Genomic DNA, 17,758 nt, shown 5'->3' with positions numbered 1-17,758 from the left:
CGTCACTATTGGCGTCATGATCTCGAAAGCCGCATCCAATGCCGTCGTACTCGTCTCGAGGGCGACTCTCGCGGTATTGATCTTCGACGGCTTTCTGTGCGGCGTCCTCTCGGTGCTGTTCCTGCCGACCTACCTGGGGTCGATCCCGTTTCCGGTCAGTGCGCTGCTGGCCGGTGTCGCGAACGTCGCGTTGCTGTTCGCAGCGCGCAAGGTGGCCGAGCGGCCGGCGGCGATCGCGTCGCCGCTGATCGGGTGGGGCGTCGGCGTGCTGCTGTGCATGTTCGGCGGACCGGGAGGCGACGTCCTTCTCCTCGCCGACTGGCGGACAGCGCTTCTGTTGGTCGGTGGCGCGGTGCCGCCCGGCATTCTGTTGTTCTCGTGGCGGCTGAAGGCGCTCACGACAGCCCCGCATGGGTCGCCGCAGCCCGCAGCACGTCCTGGGTCATCTCCTGGGTCAAGAGCCCGGTGAACGTGTTGCGTTGACTGACGTGGAAGCACCCGAACAGCCGGATGCTACCAGGAGTGGAGCCTGCGGAACGACCCGACGGTCCCGCCAGACTGACCTCTGCCCCGTGACCGAATTTCGGCCTCGGACGCGGGACGTCCCAGCCGTTGCGCTGTAGAACGGGCAGCAGCGACTGCCATCCGAATCCGCCGAGGACGACGATGGAGCGCAGGTTCGGGCGCAGCAGTCCGAGTTCGATGTCGAGCCATGTCCGGCATCGGTCGCGTTCGTCGATCGTCGGCTTGTTCGCCGGGGGAGCGCAATGGACCGGTGACGTGATGCGCACCCCGTGCAGTTCCAGGCCGTCGCCGATGTGCGTCGCGGTGGGTTGGCTCGCGAGTCCCACCTCGTACATCGCGGCGTACAGAAAGTCGCCCGCACGGTCGCCGGTGAACATCCGGCCGGTGCGGTTGGCGCCGTGCGCGGCAGGAGCGAGGCCCACGATCAACATCGACGCATCTGCCGGGCCGAAGCCGGGAACCGGCCTGCCCCAATAGGTTCGGTCCCTGAATTCCGCCTTCTTCTCGGCGGCCACCTTCTCGCGCCAGCGCACCAGCCGTGGGCACGCACGGCACGACGAGACGGCGAGGTCGAGTTCGTCGATGCTCCGGGGAGTCAGCGCACCCATATGTCTCCGGCCCCCGGTGTCACGGACTCGACGATCGACCACGCCTGGTCCGCAGGGACGTCGAGAACCTCGTAATGGCCGACGCCCGCAGGCGTCGCGGCCACGATGGTGGCGACGCCTGCTCGCCGCTGGAAGAACGTCTGTCGGACGGTCCAGCCGATGATGCCGGCCGCTTCGAGACTGTGACGCCGTCGATCGAGCGAGCCGTGCCGAGTGACCAGCCAGCCGGGGAGAAGTGCGTGTCCGAGGCCTCGGTATCGGTCCCACGCGACGAACACTGCACCGACCAGCAGGACTACGGCGGCAACCCATGCGAGCGGCGGAATCGGCGCACCCAGTGCCTCGGCGACGCCGAGTGTGGCTGCCGCGACGACGACGGGTCCGACCGCGCGGGTGTAGCGCCGACGCCGCGCGACCGGTCCGTGCGGGGTCAGCGGCTTCTGTGCGTCGGACGTCAATCCCGCCTCGCCGAGAACGACGGTCATCATCCGCAGCGCTTCGTCGACCGGCGCCTGGGGCAGCAGCAGCGACGACTCCTTCTTCTCCGCGCTGACGCCCGTCATGATCGCGTCGAGCCGGGCGCCGTTCACGGCCCGCAGCAGCAACGGCTCCGACAGCGACGTCCCGCGGAGCCGTTTGCGGTCGAGTGTCGTCGAACGGGTCTTCAGCAGACCGTGTTTCACGTGCATCCGTGTTCCGTCGTCGGTGACGGTCAGGTTGCCGTACGTGATCAGGTAGCGGACGCAGGCGAACACGCTCGCGACGACCAGCAGGAGCGCCAGCCCGACGAGTACCACGACGACGATTCCCAGTCGTTCGGCGGAATCGATGCTGTCGCTGATCACCGACGATTCGGCGAGCCGTTGACCGAGGCCGTACTGGAACAGCACGCCGACGGCGGCCGCGATCGTCACGACACCCGTGAACGAGAACGGTGCGAACCGCACCCACGACGTCTGCCAGTGCGCGATCTCGGTTTCGACTACCGGCGGTCCACCCGGACCGATGCCGGCGCGGGTGACACGGTGCAGCAGCTCTTCCCTCAGCGCGGGAACGACATTCGCGTCGAGGGCGTCGAGTTCGAACTTCTCGCCCTTGCCTGCTTGCTGTCCCGTGCCGATTCTCAGGATGGACAGCCCGAGTACGCGGTGCAGCAGGTTCGCCTCGATGTCCACCGACCTGATGCGGCTGCGTGGAACCGACAGCACCTTCTTCTGGAAGACGCCCGTCCGAAGTTGCACGTGTACCGGGCCGATGCGGTAACTCGTGGTGAACCAGCGGAGGATCGCGTAGACGACCACGATCGCCAGGATGATCAGTCCCCACAGGTGATTGCCGCTCTGGCTACCGACGACGAACGACACCAGCAGGACCGGTAGAACCTTGACGCCCTCGTTCACCGGATGCACCAGCAGCATGCGCTTGTCGAGTCGAAGCCACGGCCTCTGCTCCTCCTCGACGAGAAGCTCGGTCTCGGTGGTCACGTCGCGTCACCCGGTGTGCGCCCGGCGATGTCGGTCAGCCGAGCGACGGTCTTGTCCGCGACGTCCTTGTCCAGGGCAGTGATCTTCACTGCGCCCGCCGACGACGCCGTCGTCACGGTCACGGTCGCCAGGCCGAGCATGCGGTCGATCGGGCCGCGTTCGGTGTCGACGGTCTGGACCCGCGAAATCGGTGCGATGCGTCGCTCCTGGTCGAACCATCCCGTCAGCGTGTAGACGGCGGTCTCGCTGATCTCCCACCGATGCACCCGGTAGCGCCACAGCGGCACACCCACGATGTGCGCGACGGCCACGGCGACGGTCACGGCAAGCGCCGCTACGTGTGGCCACGTCGTCCACCGACCATCGATCACGGCCCACACGATCTGCGCGACGAACACCGGAATCCACATCAGAGCTGCATTGATCGCCCACAACTGCTTCGCACGGGGACTCGGCCGCCACGCCGGGTCGGTCATCGTGATCATGGCTACGAATTTAGCTTCGGGGACCTCCCGGTGGCACACGATCGTGTCGGAGGAGCATGATCGACTGGTGACCATGCTGCCTGATCCTGCTGCACCTGTTCGACACGACGAGAAAGCCCCTGCCCCGTCCGCCATGCGTCGAGTGCTGCGTCGTGCTCGTGACGGGGTGAGTTTGAACGTCGACGAGGCCACTGTGCTGTTGCATGCGCGCGGTGTGGATCTGGTCGATCTGATGGCGTCGGCGTCGCGGGTGCGTGATGCGGGGTTGGAGTCGGCGGGGCGTGCGAAGACGGTCTCGTATTCGCGGAAGGTCTTCATCCCGATCACGCGGTTGTGCCGCGACAAGTGCCATTACTGCACGTTCGTGAGCGTCCCGGGGAAGTTGAAGGCCGAGGGGCACGGGTTGTTCATGGACCCGGACGAGATCGTCGAGGTCGCACGCAAAGGCGCCGAACTCGGGTGCAAGGAAGCACTGTTCACCCTCGGTGACCGGCCGGAGGAGCGGTGGCCGGAGGCGAAGGAGTGGCTCGATTCGCGCGGCTACGACTCGACGTTGGATTACGTGCGCGCCATGGCGATTCGGGTGTTGGAGGAGACCGGTCTTCTGCCGCATCTGAATCCGGGGGTGATGTCGTGGCAGGAACTCTCGCGGCTCAAGCCCGTGGCGCCGTCGATGGGCATGATGCTCGAGACGACGTCGCGCCGGCTGTTCGAGGAGAAGGGGCAGGCCCATTACGGTAGCCCGGACAAGGATCCGGAGGTTCGGCTGCGCACGTTGACCGATGCAGGCCGACTCAACATTCCGTTCACGACGGGCATTCTCGTCGGCATCGGCGAGACCATTCGAGACCGCGCCGAGTCGATCATGGCAATCCGCAAGGTGCACAAGGCATTCGGGCACGTTCAGGAAATCATCGTGCAGAATTTCCTGGCCAAGTCCGACACGGCGATGCGGTCGGCACCTAACGCGGGCATGGAGGAATTCCTCGCGACGATCGCGGTGACGCGGATTCTGATGGGGCCAGCCACGCGGATTCAGGCTCCGCCGAACCTCGTCGAGGCCGAGGAGACCGCGGCGTTGCTGCGGGCGGGCGTCGACGACTGGGGTGGGGTGTCGCCGCTGACGCCGGATCATGTCAATCCCGAACGGCCGTGGCCGAACCTGGACACCCTCGCCGAGCTGTCTCAGGCCGGCGGGTACACGCTGGTGGAACGGACCGCCGCGCAGCCGCAATATGTTCTCGCCGGGGCTCCGTGGATCGACCCGCGCATCTCGGCGCACGTGCATGCGTTGGCGGATCCGGAGACCGGGATGGCCCGGGCCGATGTGACGCCGTCGGGCCTGCCGTGGCAGGAACCGGACGAGCAGTGGGAGTCGTCGGGCCGCATCGATCTGAACACCGAGATCGACTCGCACGGCCGTAACACCGACACCCGTAGCGATCTGGCGAACGCGTTCGGTGATTGGGATTCCATCCGTGAGCAGGTGCGCGATCTGGCCGGGCTCGAACGCGTCGACCGGGATCTGATGGCGGCGCTGAAGGCGGCCGAAGCCGATCCGGCCGGGTGCAGTGACGAGCAGTATCTGGCGTTGGCGACGGCCGAGGGTGCCGGCATGGATGCGGTCGCGGCGCTCGCCGACGACCTGCGTAAGCAGGTGATGGGCGAGGACGTCACCTACGTGGTCAACCGGAACATCAACTTCACCAACATCTGCTACACCGGCTGCCGATTCTGCGCGTTCGCGCAGCGCAAGGGTGATGCGGATGCGTTCACGCTGTCGACGTCGGAGGTGGCGGATCGGGCGTGGGAAGCGCATGTCGCCGGCGCGACCGAGGTGTGCATGCAGGGCGGTATCGACCCCGAACTTCCCGTCACCGGATATGCGGATCTGGTGCGCGCGGTGAAGGAGCGGGTGCCGAGCATGCACGTGCATGCGTTCTCCCCGATGGAGATCGTCAACGGCGCCTCGCGGGGTGGGCAGTCGGTGCGTGAGTGGCTGACGGCTCTGCGCGAGGCGGGCTTGGACACCATTCCGGGCACGGCGGCGGAGATCCTCGACGACGAGGTCCGCTGGGTGCTCACGAAAGGCAAATTGCCTGCAGCGGAGTGGATCGACGTGGTCACCACCGCGCACGAGGTGGGACTGCGATCGAGCTCGACGATGATGTACGGGCACGTGGACAACCCGTCGCACTGGGTCGGACACATGAACGTGCTCAAGAAGATTCAGGATCGGACAGGTGGGTTCACCGAGTTCGTGCCGTTGCCGTTCGTGCATCAGTCCTCGCCGCTGTATCTGGCGGGGGCCTCGCGGCCGGGTCCGACGAATCGAGACAATCGTGCGGTGCATGCGCTCGCGCGCATCATGTTGCACGGGCGGATCGACAGTATCCAGACCTCCTGGGTCAAGCTGGGTATCACCGGTACGCAGGTGATGTTGAACGGTGGCGCGAACGATCTCGGTGGCACGTTGATGGAGGAGACCATTTCCCGTATGGCAGGCAGTGAGAACGGTTCGGAGAAGACCGTCGCGGAATTGCACGAGATCGCGAACGGTATCGGCCGTCCCGCCCGCGAACGCACCACCACCTACGACCGCGTCGAACACATGCCCGCGCTCGGACTCGTCTGATGGAAGACCGCACCGTCGCGGCCGCTCTGACACGAGCCGTCGCCATCATCGACCCTGTTCTCGACATCCTCGGAACCCGCGATCCGGTGGGTTTGAAAGCTCGCACGTTCCGGACGCCCGCGGCCGATGACACCGTCGTCGACAAGGCTTTCGATGCACTGGCCTGGGCGCTGAACGCCACCGATTTCCCGGGAACTCGGGGATGGCAGGAACTCGGTGCCGACGCGCGCTCGCAGTGGTGGGTCGCCCGGATCGGCGCATTGAATACCGTCGCAGTGGCGTTTCCCGGTGTATTCGGCGTGCTCGTCAACCGGTTGCCGCTGCAGGATCTGCTCGGGTTCGCCAATCAGGCAATGGTTCTCGTCGCCGTCGCGCGCGAGAGCGGAGTGACCGATCGAGAGACGCACGTGCGGTTGCTGGCATCCGTGCTGTGCGAACGTGACATCGATCTCTCCGAACGCGACGCCGCCCAGGACAAGGAACGCCCTCGGGGCTCCGGACCGTTCGCGCTGCTGCGGGCCATGTGGGATGTCGCGGCGGTGCTGCGTGACGTGTCCGGCGAGCTGGCCAAACGTCCGCACAGCCGGCTGCCGTTCCGGGTGATCTCCGCGATTCCGGTGGTAGGCGGCCTGGCCAGCTTCGTCGGCGAGCGGGAGGCGTTGTCGCGAGCGGCGAAACAGGGACGTCGGTGGATCGCCGACCACGCCGCCGAGACGAAGCACGTAGGCCCCCGAACGACGTCGGATGCGGACGCGTCGTCGCGCAAGTGAGGACACCCTGCGCTGGTTGTCGGATTTTTACGACGCGATACTAGGATATTCAGGGCGTTCGAGGTGCCACCTCGGCGTCGACCTATCGGAAAGGGAGGGAGAGCAGCAGTGACCTACTCGATTGCGGAACCGTGTGTCGATGTGCTCGACAAGGCGTGCATCGAAGAATGCCCGGTGGACTGCATCTACGAGGGTAACCGAATGCTGTACATCCACCCGGACGAGTGCGTCGATTGTGGTGCGTGCGAACCGGTTTGCCCCGTCGAGGCGATCTTCTACGAGGACGACGTGCCGGAGCAGTGGAGCGGATACGTCAGCGCGAACGTCGACTTCTTCGACGACCTGGGTTCGCCCGGCGGCGCAGCCAAGCTCGGCAAGGTCGACTACGACCCGCCGTTCATCAAGGCACTTCCTCCCATGGGTGAGCACTGACCTTGGCTCGTATATCGGTCGCTTCAGGCCTGCCCGACTTTCCGTGGGACTCTCTGACCGGCGCGAAGGAGAAGGCGCAGGCGCATCCCGACGGCATCGTCAACCTGTCCGTCGGCACGCCCGTCGACCCGGTCGCCCCGGTGATTCGCGACGCGTTGGCATCGGTGTCGGACGAGCCCGGATATCCCACCACCATCGGAACAGTCGAGCTACGTGAAGCGGCCGTTGCGGCGCTGCAGCGCCGGTACGGGGTAACAGGTCTGAACATCGAGGCGGTCCTGCCTGCGATCGGAACCAAGGAGATGATCGCCTGGTTGCCGTCGCTGCTCGGTCTCGGCGCCGACGATCTCGTCGTCATCCCGGAAGTCGCGTACCCCACGTACGAGGTCGGCGCCCTTCTGGCCGGCGCTCGCGTGACGCGCGCCGACGGCCTGAATCGTCTCGGACCCGAGCGTGCGTCGCTCGTGTTCATCAACTCGCCGTCGAATCCGACCGGCAAGGTGCTCGGGATCGACCACCTACGCAAGGTCGTCGCATGGGCTCGTGAGCGCGACGCGGTCGTCGTGTCCGACGAGTGCTACCTCGGACTGACGTGGGAGGCCGAGGCCGTCTCGATCCTCGACCCGCGTGTGTGCGACGGCGACCACACCAATCTTCTTGCGGTGCACTCGCTTTCGAAGACCTCGAATCTGGCGAGTTACCGTGCCGGTTTCGTCGCGGGCGACCGGGTGCTCGTGAAGGACCTGCTCGAGGTCCGCAAGCACGCAGGCATGATCGTGCCCACTCCGATTCAGGCTGCGATGACTGCCGCGCTGACGGACGACGAGCACGAGAACCTGCAACGTGAGCGCTACCGGGCACGTCGAAAGGAACTCCTCGACGCGGTCCGCGGCGCGGGCTTCACCGTCGACCATTCCGAAGCAGGCCTGTACCTGTGGGCGACGCGCGGCGAACCGTGCCGCGACACCGTCGATTGGTTCGCCGAGCGAGGCATCCTCGTCGCACCCGGCGAGTTCTACGGTCCGACCGGTGCTCGGCACGTCCGTATCGCGCTGACGGCTTCGGACGAACGCATCGGCGCCGCGGCTACGAGGCTGTCTATTTAGTTTGAACTTCGCCCTGCCTGGGTGCTTTCATTCTCCGCATGACTTTCAGCCTGTTGCTCGGCTTCGCCGGTGTGTGCTTTCTGCTGGCGATCCTGCCGGGACCGGACTCGTTCCTGGTGCTGAGGTACAGCATCGGCGGACTGAAGCCGGGAATCGCGGCTGCGATGGGCGTCTCGATCGGCGGTTTCCTGTGGGCTGCACTGGTAGCCGTGGGGCTCGCTGCGATCGTCGAGCAATCCGCGACGGTCTACCGCGTCATCAAGGTCCTCGGGGGTTTGTACCTGCTCTACCTGGGTGTTCGAGCTTTCATGGCGCGTCGGAAGAACAAGGCTGCGGGAGAGCCGTTGGTCCCCGTCGCCGCGTCGATGCGGTCCGCGTTCGGGGCAGGCGTGCTGTCGTGTGCCCTGAACCCGAAGGTCGGCCTCTTCTATCTCGCCGTCGTCCCGCAGTTCCTGACGGTCGTCACGTTCGGCGGTGCGATGACGTTGGGGCTCGTCGAGGTCGTCGTCGCGGCGCTGGTGATGGGTGTGTTCTCGATCGCGGCGTCGCGCGCGGTCGCGTTGCTGCGCCGGCCCAAGGTCACCGACTGGCTCGACCGCATCAGTGCCGGAATCCTCGCGGCACTGGGCGTCGGGACGGTGGCGTCGTCGGTCTGACGTCGACCGCGTGCCACTCTACCCTCACGTGAGGGTAGAGTGGTGCCACGTGCCCCATGACGTGTCGACCACGCTGTCTGTTCTGTCCGCGTTGCGTTCCCCGAGAAGACTGAAGACCGAGGTCCTCGCCGGCCTCGTCGTCGCACTGGCGTTGATCCCCGAAGCGATCTCGTTCTCGATCATCGCCGGCGTCGACCCGAGTGTCGGACTGTTCTCGGCTTTCACGATGGCCGTCACCATCGCGATCGTCGGCGGTCGCACCGCGATGATCTCTGCAGCAACGGGATCCGTCGCCCTCGTCATCGCGCCGATCGTTCCGCAGTACGGCCTCGACTACCTCGTCGCGACGGTTCTGCTCGGTGGGGCGATCCAGATCGCGTTGACCGCCTTCGGTGCCGTGAAGTTGATGCGGTTCATCCCGCGCAGCGTCATGGTCGGCTTCGTCAACGCACTCGCGATCCTCATCTTCATCGCCCAGATTCGCTATTTCGTGGACGTCTCGTGGCTGGTCTTCCCGATCGCTGCCGCCGCGATCGTCATCATGATCGTCCTTCCCCGGTTGACGACGGCAATTCCGGCGCCGCTCGTGGCCGTCGCCACCTTGACGCTCGTGACGATCGTCTTCGGTCTGCAGGTTCCGAACGTCGGTGACGAAGGCGAACTCCCGTCGTCGTTGCCGTCGCTGTTCACGCCCGACGTGCCGTGGAACATGGAGACACTGACGATCATCGCGCCGTTCGCGTTCGCCATGGCCCTCGTCGGACTTCTCGAATCACTGCTGACGGCCAAGCTCGTCGACGACGTCACCGACACCCCGTCGAGCAAGACACGCGAAGGCGCGGGCCTCGGCATCGCCAACATCGTCACGGGAGCGTTCGGCGGGATGGGCGGCTGTGCGCTGATCGGTCAGACGATGATCAACACGAAGATCTCCGGCGCTCGTACCCGCATCTCGACGTTCCTGGCGGGAGCGTTCCTGTTGCTTCTGGTCGTCGTGTTCGGCGACGTGGTGGCGCGCATCCCGATGTCGGTACTCGGGGCCGTCATGATCATGGTCTGCTTCGCGACGTTCGACTGGCACTCCATCGCGCCGAAGACGTTGCGTCGCATGCCTCTCAGCGAGACGGCAGTCATGGTCGCGACGGTCGCGGTGACGGTGCTGACCGACAACCTGGCGTACGGCGTCATCGTCGGTGTCGTCGTCGCGATGATCCTGTTCGCGCGACGCGTCGCGCATGTCACCGAGGTCGTCGAGCTGCCCGGACCCGACGCCGACACCCGCGTCTACGGCGTGCGGGGCCAGCTCTTCTTCGCGTCGAGCAACGACTTGATCCACCAGTTCGACTACTCCGCCGACCCGTCGAACATCGTCATCGACTTGACCGAAGCGAACGTCTGGGACGCGTCGACCGTTGCTACCCTCGACGCCGTGACGACCAAGTACGCCCGAGCAGGAAAGGCCGTCTCCATCGTGGGACTGCACGGACCGAGCAAAGAACGCCACGAGCGTCTGACAGGCCGACTGGGTGGGGAAGGCTGAGCGGTGCCGGATCTCATGCAGATCGGTGAAATCGCCGAGCGCACCGGGCTGTCGATCCGCACGCTGCGTCACTACGACGACGTCGGCCTCGTACCGCCGTCGGAACGCAGCGCGGGTGGATTTCGGCTGTACACCGAGGTCGACCTCACGCGGCTCATCGTCATCCGCCGAATGAAGCCTCTGGAATTCACGCTCGACGAGATGCGTCGACTGCTGGACTCGCTCGACGTCATCGCAGCAGGCGGCGACGGCGTCGCCGAGGCGGAAGCGTTCGTCGACGAATGCCACGCCAAAGCTCAGGCGGCGTGCGAGAACCTGCGCCGAAAGCTGTCGTACGCCGAGGAATTGACCGAGCTGCTCGGCGCTACCCGACGTCCCACCCCCCGCGCCTGATACGCAGGATGTAGACGAGCTCGTTACTGCCGAACGCCTCGACCGTCGTGAAACGCTTCGCTTCGACGTTCGAGTTCGGGTTGCGAGCGTGCTGTTCCTCGTAAATCTGCGTAGCACGGAGATCGGCGAGTTCGACCCGTGTCCAGAAGTCGTCCGACTGGACCGAGTACACGAGACGGGGTGCACTGTCGGCGGTGCGATCGATCTCGTCGTCGTCCTCGTCGTCGTCGAGTTCTTCGTCGGTGTCCTCGTCCTCACCGACGTCCGTGCCGATCAGATACACGCCGGGCCGCAGCTCTCCAGCGGGGACCGTCAGGTATTCGGCGTAGTCGCCGGTGTCGATTCCGTCGGCATCCATGTATGTACGGTAACCATGTGCTGCTTCGTTCATTGAATCCACTCGCCGTCGCTCGCGGGGAGGACATTCCCGACGCCGTCACCATCGACGGCGTCTCGCTGTCGCGTGGTGACATCCTCGGTGCTGCGACGTCGGTTGCCGAGCGCGTCGCGCAGGCCGAACGCCTTGTCGTACTGGCGACTCCGTCCGTGAAGACCGTGCTGGCGGTCGTCGGATGTCTTATCGCGGGAGTGACCGTCGTACCGGTTCCGCCGGACGCGGGACCTGCCGAACGCGAGCACATTCTCCGTGATTCGGGCGCTCAGGCGTGGCTGGGCGAGGCGCCCGACGACACGGCCGGTCTGCAGGTTCTCCCTGTGCGGCAGCATGCGCGGTCGTGGCACAGTTACTCGGATCCGCACCCGTCGTCGATCGCCTTCGTTCTCTACACCTCGGGTACGACAGGACCGCCGAAGGGCGTGTTGCTGTCGCGCGACGCCATCGCCGCAGGCCTCGATGCGCTCGCCGAGGCGTGGCAGTGGACGTGGAAAGACACACTCGTGCACGGACTTCCGTTGTTCCACGTGCACGGGCTGATCCTCGGGTTGCTTGGCCCTTTGCGTGTGGGCAGCCCGGTGATTCACACCGGCAAGCCGACGCCGTCGCTGTACGCAGCCGCGAAGGGGACTCTGTACTTCGGCGTCCCGACGGTGTGGTCGCGCGTCGCGGCGGATCCCGACTCCGCGCGGGCGCTGGCGGACGCACGATTGTTGGTGTCGGGCAGCGCCCCGCTGCCGGTGCCGGTGTTCGAGAAGATCCGCTCGTTGACCGGCCACGCGCCGGTCGAACGGTACGGGATGAGCGAAACGCTGATCACGCTGTCGACGCGGTTCGACGGCGAGCGACGCCCGGGATCGGTGGGATTGCCGGTGAACGGCGTCGAGACACGCTTGACGGCGGAGGACGGCTCTGTCGTGCCGCACGACGGGGAGTCCATCGGCGCGCTGCAGGTGCGTGGACCCATGCTGTTCGACGGCTACCTGAACAACCCGGACGCGACGGCCGAGTCCTTCACCGAGGACGGCTGGTTCGACACCGGTGACGTCGCCGTGATCGAACCCGACGGCTTCCATCGCATCGTCGGACGCGCATCGACCGACCTGATCAAGTCCGGCGGATATCGCGTCGGCGCAGGCGAAATCGAGACGGTTCTTCTGGGGCACGCGTCGGTCGACGAGGTCGCAGTGGTGGGTGTGCCCGACGACGATCTCGGTCAGCGGATCGTCGCCTTTGTCGTCGGAAGTGGCGTTGACGAGCAGGAACTGATCGATCTGGTGGCGTCGGAACTGTCGATCCACAAGCGGCCCAGGGAGGTTCGGGTCGTGGATTCCCTGCCGCGAAACGCAATGGGCAAGGTGCAGAAGAAGCTGTTGGGCTAGTGCTGTTTGCCGATGAATTATTCGTTTGCGCACCAGTATCGGTCGGCAAATGAACAATCGATGCGCAAACGGTCAGTTCGCTAGGCGACCGAACCCGACGATCGCGGAATCGGATCGGACGTCGACGGTGTGCACACGAATCTTGCCGAGTTCGTTGCCGCCGACCGTCGTCGCGGTGTCTCCGTCGACGGCCACGACGAGGTTGGTGTGCTGCCCGACCCAGCTGCTGTTGTCGTAGAGGACGACGTCACCGACGTTCGGGGAGTAGCCCTTCGGCTCGAATGTGCCCTGCGCTTGGTAGTACTCGGTGAGCGTGTACACGCCGGGGATACGCCAGCTACCCGAGTTCGGATTGCTAAGCGGCTGTCCTGCCTCGCGCATGATCCAGCTGACGAAGTTGGCGCACCACGCTTCTTCGACGCCCTCCGAATAGAACGTGCCCGGTCGTTGCTGCTCGTGCTCGGACCGAAGGAGCTCGACGACGGTTGCCTGCTGCGGCGTCAGGGTCGACGCATCGATCTCGGGAAACGGCGTCGTGTCCCAGGGGAGGTATCGGCTCGGCGCGAACCACAGAACACCTGCGGCGATCACGACCACGACAGCCACGATGCCCGTGAGCCAGCCGGCGGTGCGGCGTCGGTTGCGGGGCGGTGTCGTGGCGGTCATGAGACGAATGTACCGGGAGGTCTCTTGACTCTCGACCTACCCGAAGGCCCAGGATGATTCGTGTGACCGACACCGAACTGATGACCATCGGAGTATTCGCAAATACCACCGGACTGACACCGGGAGCGTTGCGCTTCTACGCGGACTCGGGAGTGTTGACCCCCGCCGAGGTCGACGAATTCTCCGGATAACACTGGTGCGGTCCGCCGACGACGGAGACCTGCTGACTTCGGCCATGCCTGTCGAACCCAGCCTCGTCGGCGGCTAGCGTGGGGACGTATGGACGACATCGAGAACCTGTTCACCGAGACGAACCTCGCTGCGCTGTCGACGATCAAGCGGGACGGGCGCCCACAGATCTCGAACATCACCTACCACTACGACGCCGACGCGCGGCAGTTCGCGATCTCGATCACCGACGGGCGGGCGAAGACGAAGAACATTCGACGCGACCCTCGGGTCAGCCTGTACGTCAACGCCGAGCAGGGTGCGGCGTACGGCGTCGCCGAAGGCACCGCGCGGTTGTCGGCGGTGGCGGCGGAACCGGACGACGACGCCGTCGAACAGCTCATCGCGCTGTACCGCAAGGTTCAGGGTGAGCATCCCGACTGGGACGACTACCGGGCCGCGATGGTCGCCGACAAGCGACTCGTCCTGTATGTCGACGTCGAGAAGTTCTACGGCTGGATCATGCCGGGGGAGCGGTAGACATGACCGAGTACGACTTCCAGAAGTTCGTCGACGCTCAGGACCCGGTGTGGCGTGATGTCCGCGCCGAACTGAAAGCGGGTCGCAAGGTGTCGCATTGGATGTGGTTCGTGTTCCCGCAATTGGCGGGGCTGGGATCCAGTCCGACGGCACAACACTTCGCCATCGCGGACATGACCGAGGCCCAGTTGTATCTGGAGCACGACGTCCTCGGTTCACGACTGTTGGAGGCGTCGAATCTGGTCCGGAAGGTCCAAGGCAAGACCGTCGACGAAATCTTCGGTTACCCCGACAACCTGAAGCTGCACTCGTCGATCACGTTGTTCGCTGCCGCGGGACCGGACGTCGAGGTGTTCGCGCATGTTCTCGAGAAGTATTTCGACGGCAGGCCGGACGAGCGAACTCTCGATCTGCTCGGCGACTAGCATCGACGTCCATGACGACCGAACAGTCTGGAACCGTTGCCTTCGTCCAAGCCACGTGGCACAAGGAGCTCGTCGACCGCGCCCGTGAGGGGTTCGTCGCCGAATTCGGATCCGACGTGGACACCTTCGAGGTGCCGGGAGCGTTCGAAATTCCGCTGCACGCGCAGCGGCTGGCGCGCACCGGACGCTACTCGGCCATCGTCGCCGCGGCGCTGGTGGTCGACGGCGGTATCTACCGTCACGAGTTCGTCGAAACGGCTGTCATCGACGGACTCATGAGAGTGCAGCTGGACACCGACGTGCCGGTGTTCTCCGTCGTCCTGACGCCGCATCACTTCCACGAGCATGCCGATCACATCGAGTTCTTCTCGAATCACCTGGAGAAGAAGGGCGCCGAAGCAGCGCGTGCCGTCGTCCGTACCCTGGACTCTCTGAAGTCGATCGGCTAGTCCAGGTACATGTCGACCACGGCGAGGTGACGTCCCAGGTCGCCGGGGTACGACGAGATGCGCATGTGCGTCGGGATCCAGGGTGCGTGGCCGGGGCTGCCCTTGGTTCGCACGACGATCTGTTCGTGCCCACCGCCCTGCACCCGCTCGTGTGCAGACGCGATGATGTGCCGATCGTCGGCGTGGAACACTTCGAAGCCCGACGACACGTCACGCCACTGCACCCAGGGCGCCGGGTTCTCGCACAGCCACATCGTCAGCAGGCTTCGTTCCGGGACGAGCAACGCGGGGTAGATGCCGAGCGCTTCCATGCCGCGTTGCCGGGCGAGCACGTCGAGCAGCGGCTTGTCCGGTTCGACGGTGTCGGTGACGTCGTGCCACAGAACGCGCGCGCCGACCTCGCCCGGTTCCAGACACGCGCGGGCATGGCAGTGCCAGCGCATGATGCGGCCGTCGGCGTGCAGCACGCTGAACGAGCCTTCCCAGGTACCGCCCGCGGTCGGAGCAAGGCACAGGGTGAACAAGCCCGCGGTGTCGTCGAACCGTATCGACTTCGCGTAGTACTCCGCCGGCGTCCGCTCGGGCACGTGCGCGTCGGGTTCGACGCCCGACATCATCGACGCCTCCAGCGTCTGCGCGATGACGCCTTTCTCCAGCAGCCAGCTGACTCCCGACGTGATGCGCGGTGGGCCCGGCTCGGCGTCCGACGGACCCATCCACAGTTGCAGCGCATGGACCGCGCCGGTCGGGCCGAGAACCGGGTGCGTCAGCAGGCGGAATTTCGTCGACCCGCCGCCTCGCGTGCGCACATCGACCACTTCCTCGTAGCGCGAACGAGATTCGAGCGCACGCTTCAGGAACGGTTCGACGCCGATCTTCGAGTCGGGAGCGAGTCGTTGCAGGGATACGGCGTCGGCGAAACGTCGCGGGCTACCACCTTTGGCGACGACGTTCATCTCACCGGGGACGAGCGTTTCGATCAGAATCCACTCGGGACGTGACGTGCTCACCGCTGCCGCACCTTCATGCGCATGTTCTGCGGTTTGAGCGTCAACGACTCCTGGATGTCCAGCTCGTAGCCGTCGTCGAGTTCGAAGTCGAACGACTGCGCGAGTCGTGCGAGCGTCAGCACCGATTCGTGCAGGGCGAACTGACGTCCGATGCAGCCGCGCATTCCGGTGCCGAACGGCTTGTACGCGTGGGCCGGGCGGGATTTCGCGCGAGCCGACGAGAAGCGATCCGGGTCGAAGACGTCCGCATCCGGACCCCAGACCGGATCCCGATGCAGCCCGAGCGTCAGTACGAATGCCCACTCGCCGGCCTTCATGGGGTACTTCCCGTCCGCCAACGACGTGTCCTGACGCGCCTTGCGGAAGTAACCGGGAGCCGACGGCCAGAGCCTCAGGGTCTCGTCGACGACGCTGCGGATGTAGCGCAGCTTCGAGATGTCCTCGTAGGCCACCGAGTCCGCTGCGTTGTCGGCCTCCTCCCGCACCCTGGCTGCGACGTCGGGGTGCGTCGCCAGGAAGTACAGCGCGAATGCCAGTGTGCCCGCGGTGGTTTCGTTTCCGGCGACGAGGAACGTCAGAACCTGGTGACGGATGTTCACACGGTCCAGCAGTTCTCCGGTCTCGGGATCGGGTGTGTGCAGCATGAGGTCGAGCAGGTCGTCGTGACGAGTGTCGTTGTCCAGCAACCGCTTTTCGATGACGTCGTCGACCACGCCGTGCACGTACTCGATGTCGCGCTCGTTCTGCAGTCGGGACTTCTTGTCGAACAGCCGGGTGAAGGGAAGGTCGTTCGACGTTCGATTCACCTGTCCGAGAATGCGAACGATGGCGGAGACGAACGCGTCGTCGTCACGCTCGAACGAATCGAAACTGTAGCCGAATCCGGCGCGGGCCATGTTCTCGAGCGTCAGCTTGTTCAGATCCGCGGTGACGTCGACGAACCGGTCGGGACGTGCCCGCCAATGCTCGACGAGTTCACCAGCCACGTCCTGCATGACGTGGTGATATCGCCGCATCGCGTCGCGGCTGAAACCCGGCATCAGAACTCGATGTGCCGCACCCCAATTGGGCTCGGAGTTGAACGCGGTGAACAAGCCGTCACCGCCCAGCGCACGTAGCTTCCGATGCGGGAGTGCGAGGAACTTCGTGAACCGAGACTCGTCGTTGAGCTCGGCGACCAGGTCGGCACCACTGACCACGACGAGCCGGTGCGAGAGGATCTTACGTTCGAATATCGGACCCAGCTCCGACGCCATCTTCAGTTCGCGCTGGGTCGGTTTCGCTGCGTCGATGCTGAGAATGTCACCGAGCACCGGTAGTCGAAAGCGGGGCTTGGGTATATTCACGCCGACATTGTGCCCCACGCAGACCGAATGTTCGACGCGAGAATCCGCTCGTAGGCACGCGCTGTGGCCGGTGACAGATCGGCTGCGGTGACGGTCGACCCGGACGCGAGATGTGGGTCGAACGGGACTTCGAGGACGTCGAACACGCTGTCCAGGCCGCGCCGCACGTCGTCGATTCCGACCACGCTCGGGCCCGGGTCGCACTGCGACACCACGACGGTGGTGCGGCGCAGCGCTTTCGCTCCTGCCGCCAGTCGAATCGTGTGCAGAGCCGTTCTGGACCGTCGAACGGCATCGGGACGAGCCGGGACGACGAGCACCAACGCCGCCCACGGTTGGCTGCGGAGGGGGCTTGCGCTGTCGCGTTCGAAACCGCGGTGCCCGAAGTCGTAGACCGCCGCATCGGCGGTGCAGCTCAGATACCAGTCGAGCCGGCCGAAGTCGGGGTCGTCGGCGTCCGGCCATGCCCGTCCCAGCACCTGAGCCCCGGTGCTGGTGACGGACAGGTCCACATCGATGTACCCCGACTCGACGGTCGCCGCCGTGACGGCGTGGTCCGCGGCGCGATCGACCAGGTCGCCGCCACCGACCGTGGCGTCGACGGCCACGACCGAATTACCTTGCAGGGACAGTGCATTGGCCAGACCGACCGACGTCGTCGTGGTTCCGGCCCCGCCGCAGGACCCGAGCACCAACATCACACTCATTGCGCGCCTCTTCGACAGCTACGGTGCAACATCCGGG

The 17,758-nt window shown here is 65.5% G+C and carries 21 protein-coding genes; 13 read left to right on the top strand and 8 right to left on the bottom strand.

Going from position 1 to position 17,758, the window contains the following annotated elements; all coding sequences use genetic code 11:
* Window positions 1-16: 16 nt before the first annotated feature.
* A complete protein-coding gene (locus tag HQ354_RS09925) occupies window positions 17-469 on the top strand; it encodes a hypothetical protein (protein WP_068427956.1) in 453 nt (150 codons plus the stop codon).
* Here the strand turns inward: HQ354_RS09925 and HQ354_RS09920 are convergent.
* From HQ354_RS09920 to HQ354_RS09910, 3 genes are all read right to left on the bottom strand, one after another.
* Window positions 396-1,133 (bottom strand): uracil-DNA glycosylase, encoded by a 738-nt coding sequence (locus tag HQ354_RS09920; RefSeq protein ID WP_222634892.1) that lies wholly within the window; start codon window positions 1,131-1,133, stop codon window positions 396-398. The genes HQ354_RS09925 and HQ354_RS09920 overlap by 74 nt on opposite strands.
* Entirely contained in the window at window positions 1,121-2,551 is a 1,431-nt protein-coding gene (locus tag HQ354_RS09915; protein WP_222634951.1) for a PH domain-containing protein, read from the bottom strand. The genes HQ354_RS09920 and HQ354_RS09915 overlap by 13 nt, the downstream gene beginning before the upstream one ends.
* A 62-nt stretch (window positions 2,552-2,613) precedes the next feature.
* Complete coding sequence (locus HQ354_RS09910; RefSeq protein ID WP_222634890.1) at window positions 2,614-3,102, bottom strand: PH domain-containing protein; 489 nt, start codon at window positions 3,100-3,102, stop codon at window positions 2,614-2,616.
* Window positions 3,103-3,175: 73 nt separating this feature from the next.
* Here HQ354_RS09910 and HQ354_RS09905 point away from each other — a divergent pair, with 73 nt between their 5' ends.
* The 7 genes from HQ354_RS09905 (at window position 3,176) to HQ354_RS09875 (ending at window position 10,634) form a co-directional block, all read left to right on the top strand.
* Window positions 3,176-5,737, top strand: a complete 2,562-nt coding sequence (locus HQ354_RS09905; RefSeq protein WP_222634950.1) for a bifunctional FO biosynthesis protein CofGH — start codon at window positions 3,176-3,178, stop codon at window positions 5,735-5,737.
* On the top strand, window positions 5,737-6,507 hold the full coding sequence (locus HQ354_RS09900; protein ID WP_261768759.1) for a hypothetical protein: 771 nt from the start codon (window positions 5,737-5,739) through the stop codon (window positions 6,505-6,507). The genes HQ354_RS09905 and HQ354_RS09900 overlap by 1 nt, the downstream gene beginning before the upstream one ends.
* A gap of 108 nt (window positions 6,508-6,615) precedes the next feature.
* Window positions 6,616-6,939, top strand: coding sequence for a ferredoxin (gene fdxA / locus HQ354_RS09895; RefSeq protein WP_068427977.1), 324 nt, complete (start codon window positions 6,616-6,618; stop codon window positions 6,937-6,939).
* Window positions 6,940-6,941: 2 nt separating this feature from the next.
* On the top strand, window positions 6,942-8,045 hold the full coding sequence (gene dapC / locus HQ354_RS09890; RefSeq protein WP_068427979.1) for a succinyldiaminopimelate transaminase: 1,104 nt from the start codon (window positions 6,942-6,944) through the stop codon (window positions 8,043-8,045).
* Window positions 8,046-8,083: 38 nt separating this feature from the next.
* Window positions 8,084-8,701, top strand: coding sequence for a LysE family translocator (locus HQ354_RS09885; protein WP_167674804.1), 618 nt, complete (start codon window positions 8,084-8,086; stop codon window positions 8,699-8,701).
* A gap of 49 nt (window positions 8,702-8,750) precedes the next feature.
* Entirely contained in the window at window positions 8,751-10,241 is a 1,491-nt protein-coding gene (locus HQ354_RS09880; RefSeq protein ID WP_308115207.1) for a SulP family inorganic anion transporter, read from the top strand.
* Window positions 10,242-10,256: 15 nt separating this feature from the next.
* Complete coding sequence (locus HQ354_RS09875; protein ID WP_207890730.1) at window positions 10,257-10,634, top strand: MerR family transcriptional regulator; 378 nt, start codon at window positions 10,257-10,259, stop codon at window positions 10,632-10,634.
* Here the strand turns inward: HQ354_RS09875 and HQ354_RS09870 are convergent.
* Complete coding sequence (locus HQ354_RS09870; protein WP_222634888.1) at window positions 10,606-10,992, bottom strand: hypothetical protein; 387 nt, start codon at window positions 10,990-10,992, stop codon at window positions 10,606-10,608. The genes HQ354_RS09875 and HQ354_RS09870 overlap by 29 nt on opposite strands.
* A 2-nt stretch (window positions 10,993-10,994) precedes the next feature.
* Between HQ354_RS09870 and HQ354_RS09865 the strand changes: the two genes are divergently transcribed.
* Window positions 10,995-12,410, top strand: a complete 1,416-nt coding sequence (locus HQ354_RS09865; protein WP_222634884.1) for an acyl-CoA synthetase — start codon at window positions 10,995-10,997, stop codon at window positions 12,408-12,410.
* Between the two features lie 72 nt (window positions 12,411-12,482).
* On the opposite strand, the gene HQ354_RS09860 is transcribed toward HQ354_RS09865, so the two are convergent.
* Complete coding sequence (locus HQ354_RS09860) at window positions 12,483-13,076, bottom strand: CHAP domain-containing protein (protein WP_222634881.1); 594 nt, start codon at window positions 13,074-13,076, stop codon at window positions 12,483-12,485.
* Window positions 13,077-13,138: 62 nt separating this feature from the next.
* Between HQ354_RS09860 and HQ354_RS09855 the strand changes: the two genes are divergently transcribed.
* From HQ354_RS09855 to HQ354_RS09840, 4 genes are all read left to right on the top strand, one after another.
* On the top strand, window positions 13,139-13,267 hold the full coding sequence (locus tag HQ354_RS09855) for a MerR family transcriptional regulator (RefSeq protein ID WP_222634880.1): 129 nt from the start codon (window positions 13,139-13,141) through the stop codon (window positions 13,265-13,267).
* Window positions 13,268-13,355: 88 nt separating this feature from the next.
* Window positions 13,356-13,784, top strand: a complete 429-nt coding sequence (locus HQ354_RS09850; RefSeq protein ID WP_222634878.1) for a PPOX class F420-dependent oxidoreductase — start codon at window positions 13,356-13,358, stop codon at window positions 13,782-13,784.
* Between the two features lie 2 nt (window positions 13,785-13,786).
* The gene (locus HQ354_RS09845; protein ID WP_068427993.1) at window positions 13,787-14,209 is read left to right on the top strand and encodes a DUF1810 domain-containing protein; all 423 of its coding nucleotides are present in this window, start codon (window positions 13,787-13,789) and stop codon (window positions 14,207-14,209) included.
* A gap of 11 nt (window positions 14,210-14,220) precedes the next feature.
* The gene (locus HQ354_RS09840; RefSeq protein WP_068427996.1) at window positions 14,221-14,658 is read left to right on the top strand and encodes a 6,7-dimethyl-8-ribityllumazine synthase; all 438 of its coding nucleotides are present in this window, start codon (window positions 14,221-14,223) and stop codon (window positions 14,656-14,658) included.
* Here HQ354_RS09840 and HQ354_RS09835 read toward each other — a convergent pair.
* The 3 genes from HQ354_RS09835 to HQ354_RS09825 are packed head-to-tail and all read right to left on the bottom strand — an operon-like array spanning window position 14,655 to window position 17,721.
* Window positions 14,655-15,668, bottom strand: a complete 1,014-nt coding sequence (locus tag HQ354_RS09835; RefSeq protein ID WP_114328430.1) for a GAF domain-containing protein — start codon at window positions 15,666-15,668, stop codon at window positions 14,655-14,657. The two genes, HQ354_RS09840 and HQ354_RS09835, sit on opposite strands and share 4 nt — an antisense overlap.
* A complete protein-coding gene (locus HQ354_RS09830) occupies window positions 15,665-17,032 on the bottom strand; it encodes a cytochrome P450 (RefSeq protein WP_222634876.1) in 1,368 nt (455 codons plus the stop codon). Before HQ354_RS09830 ends, HQ354_RS09835 begins: the two co-directional genes overlap by 4 nt.
* Complete coding sequence (locus HQ354_RS09825; protein ID WP_222634874.1) at window positions 17,011-17,721, bottom strand: ParA family protein; 711 nt, start codon at window positions 17,719-17,721, stop codon at window positions 17,011-17,013. Before HQ354_RS09825 ends, HQ354_RS09830 begins: the two co-directional genes overlap by 22 nt.
* Between the last annotated feature and the right edge of the window lie 37 nt (window positions 17,722-17,758).

It is taken from the genome of Rhodococcus sp. BP-261, from assembly GCF_019835205.1.
Lineage (GTDB): Bacteria > Actinomycetota > Actinomycetes > Mycobacteriales > Mycobacteriaceae > Rhodococcoides > Rhodococcoides kyotonensis_B.
This window is presented reverse-complemented; position numbering and strand designations above follow the sequence as displayed.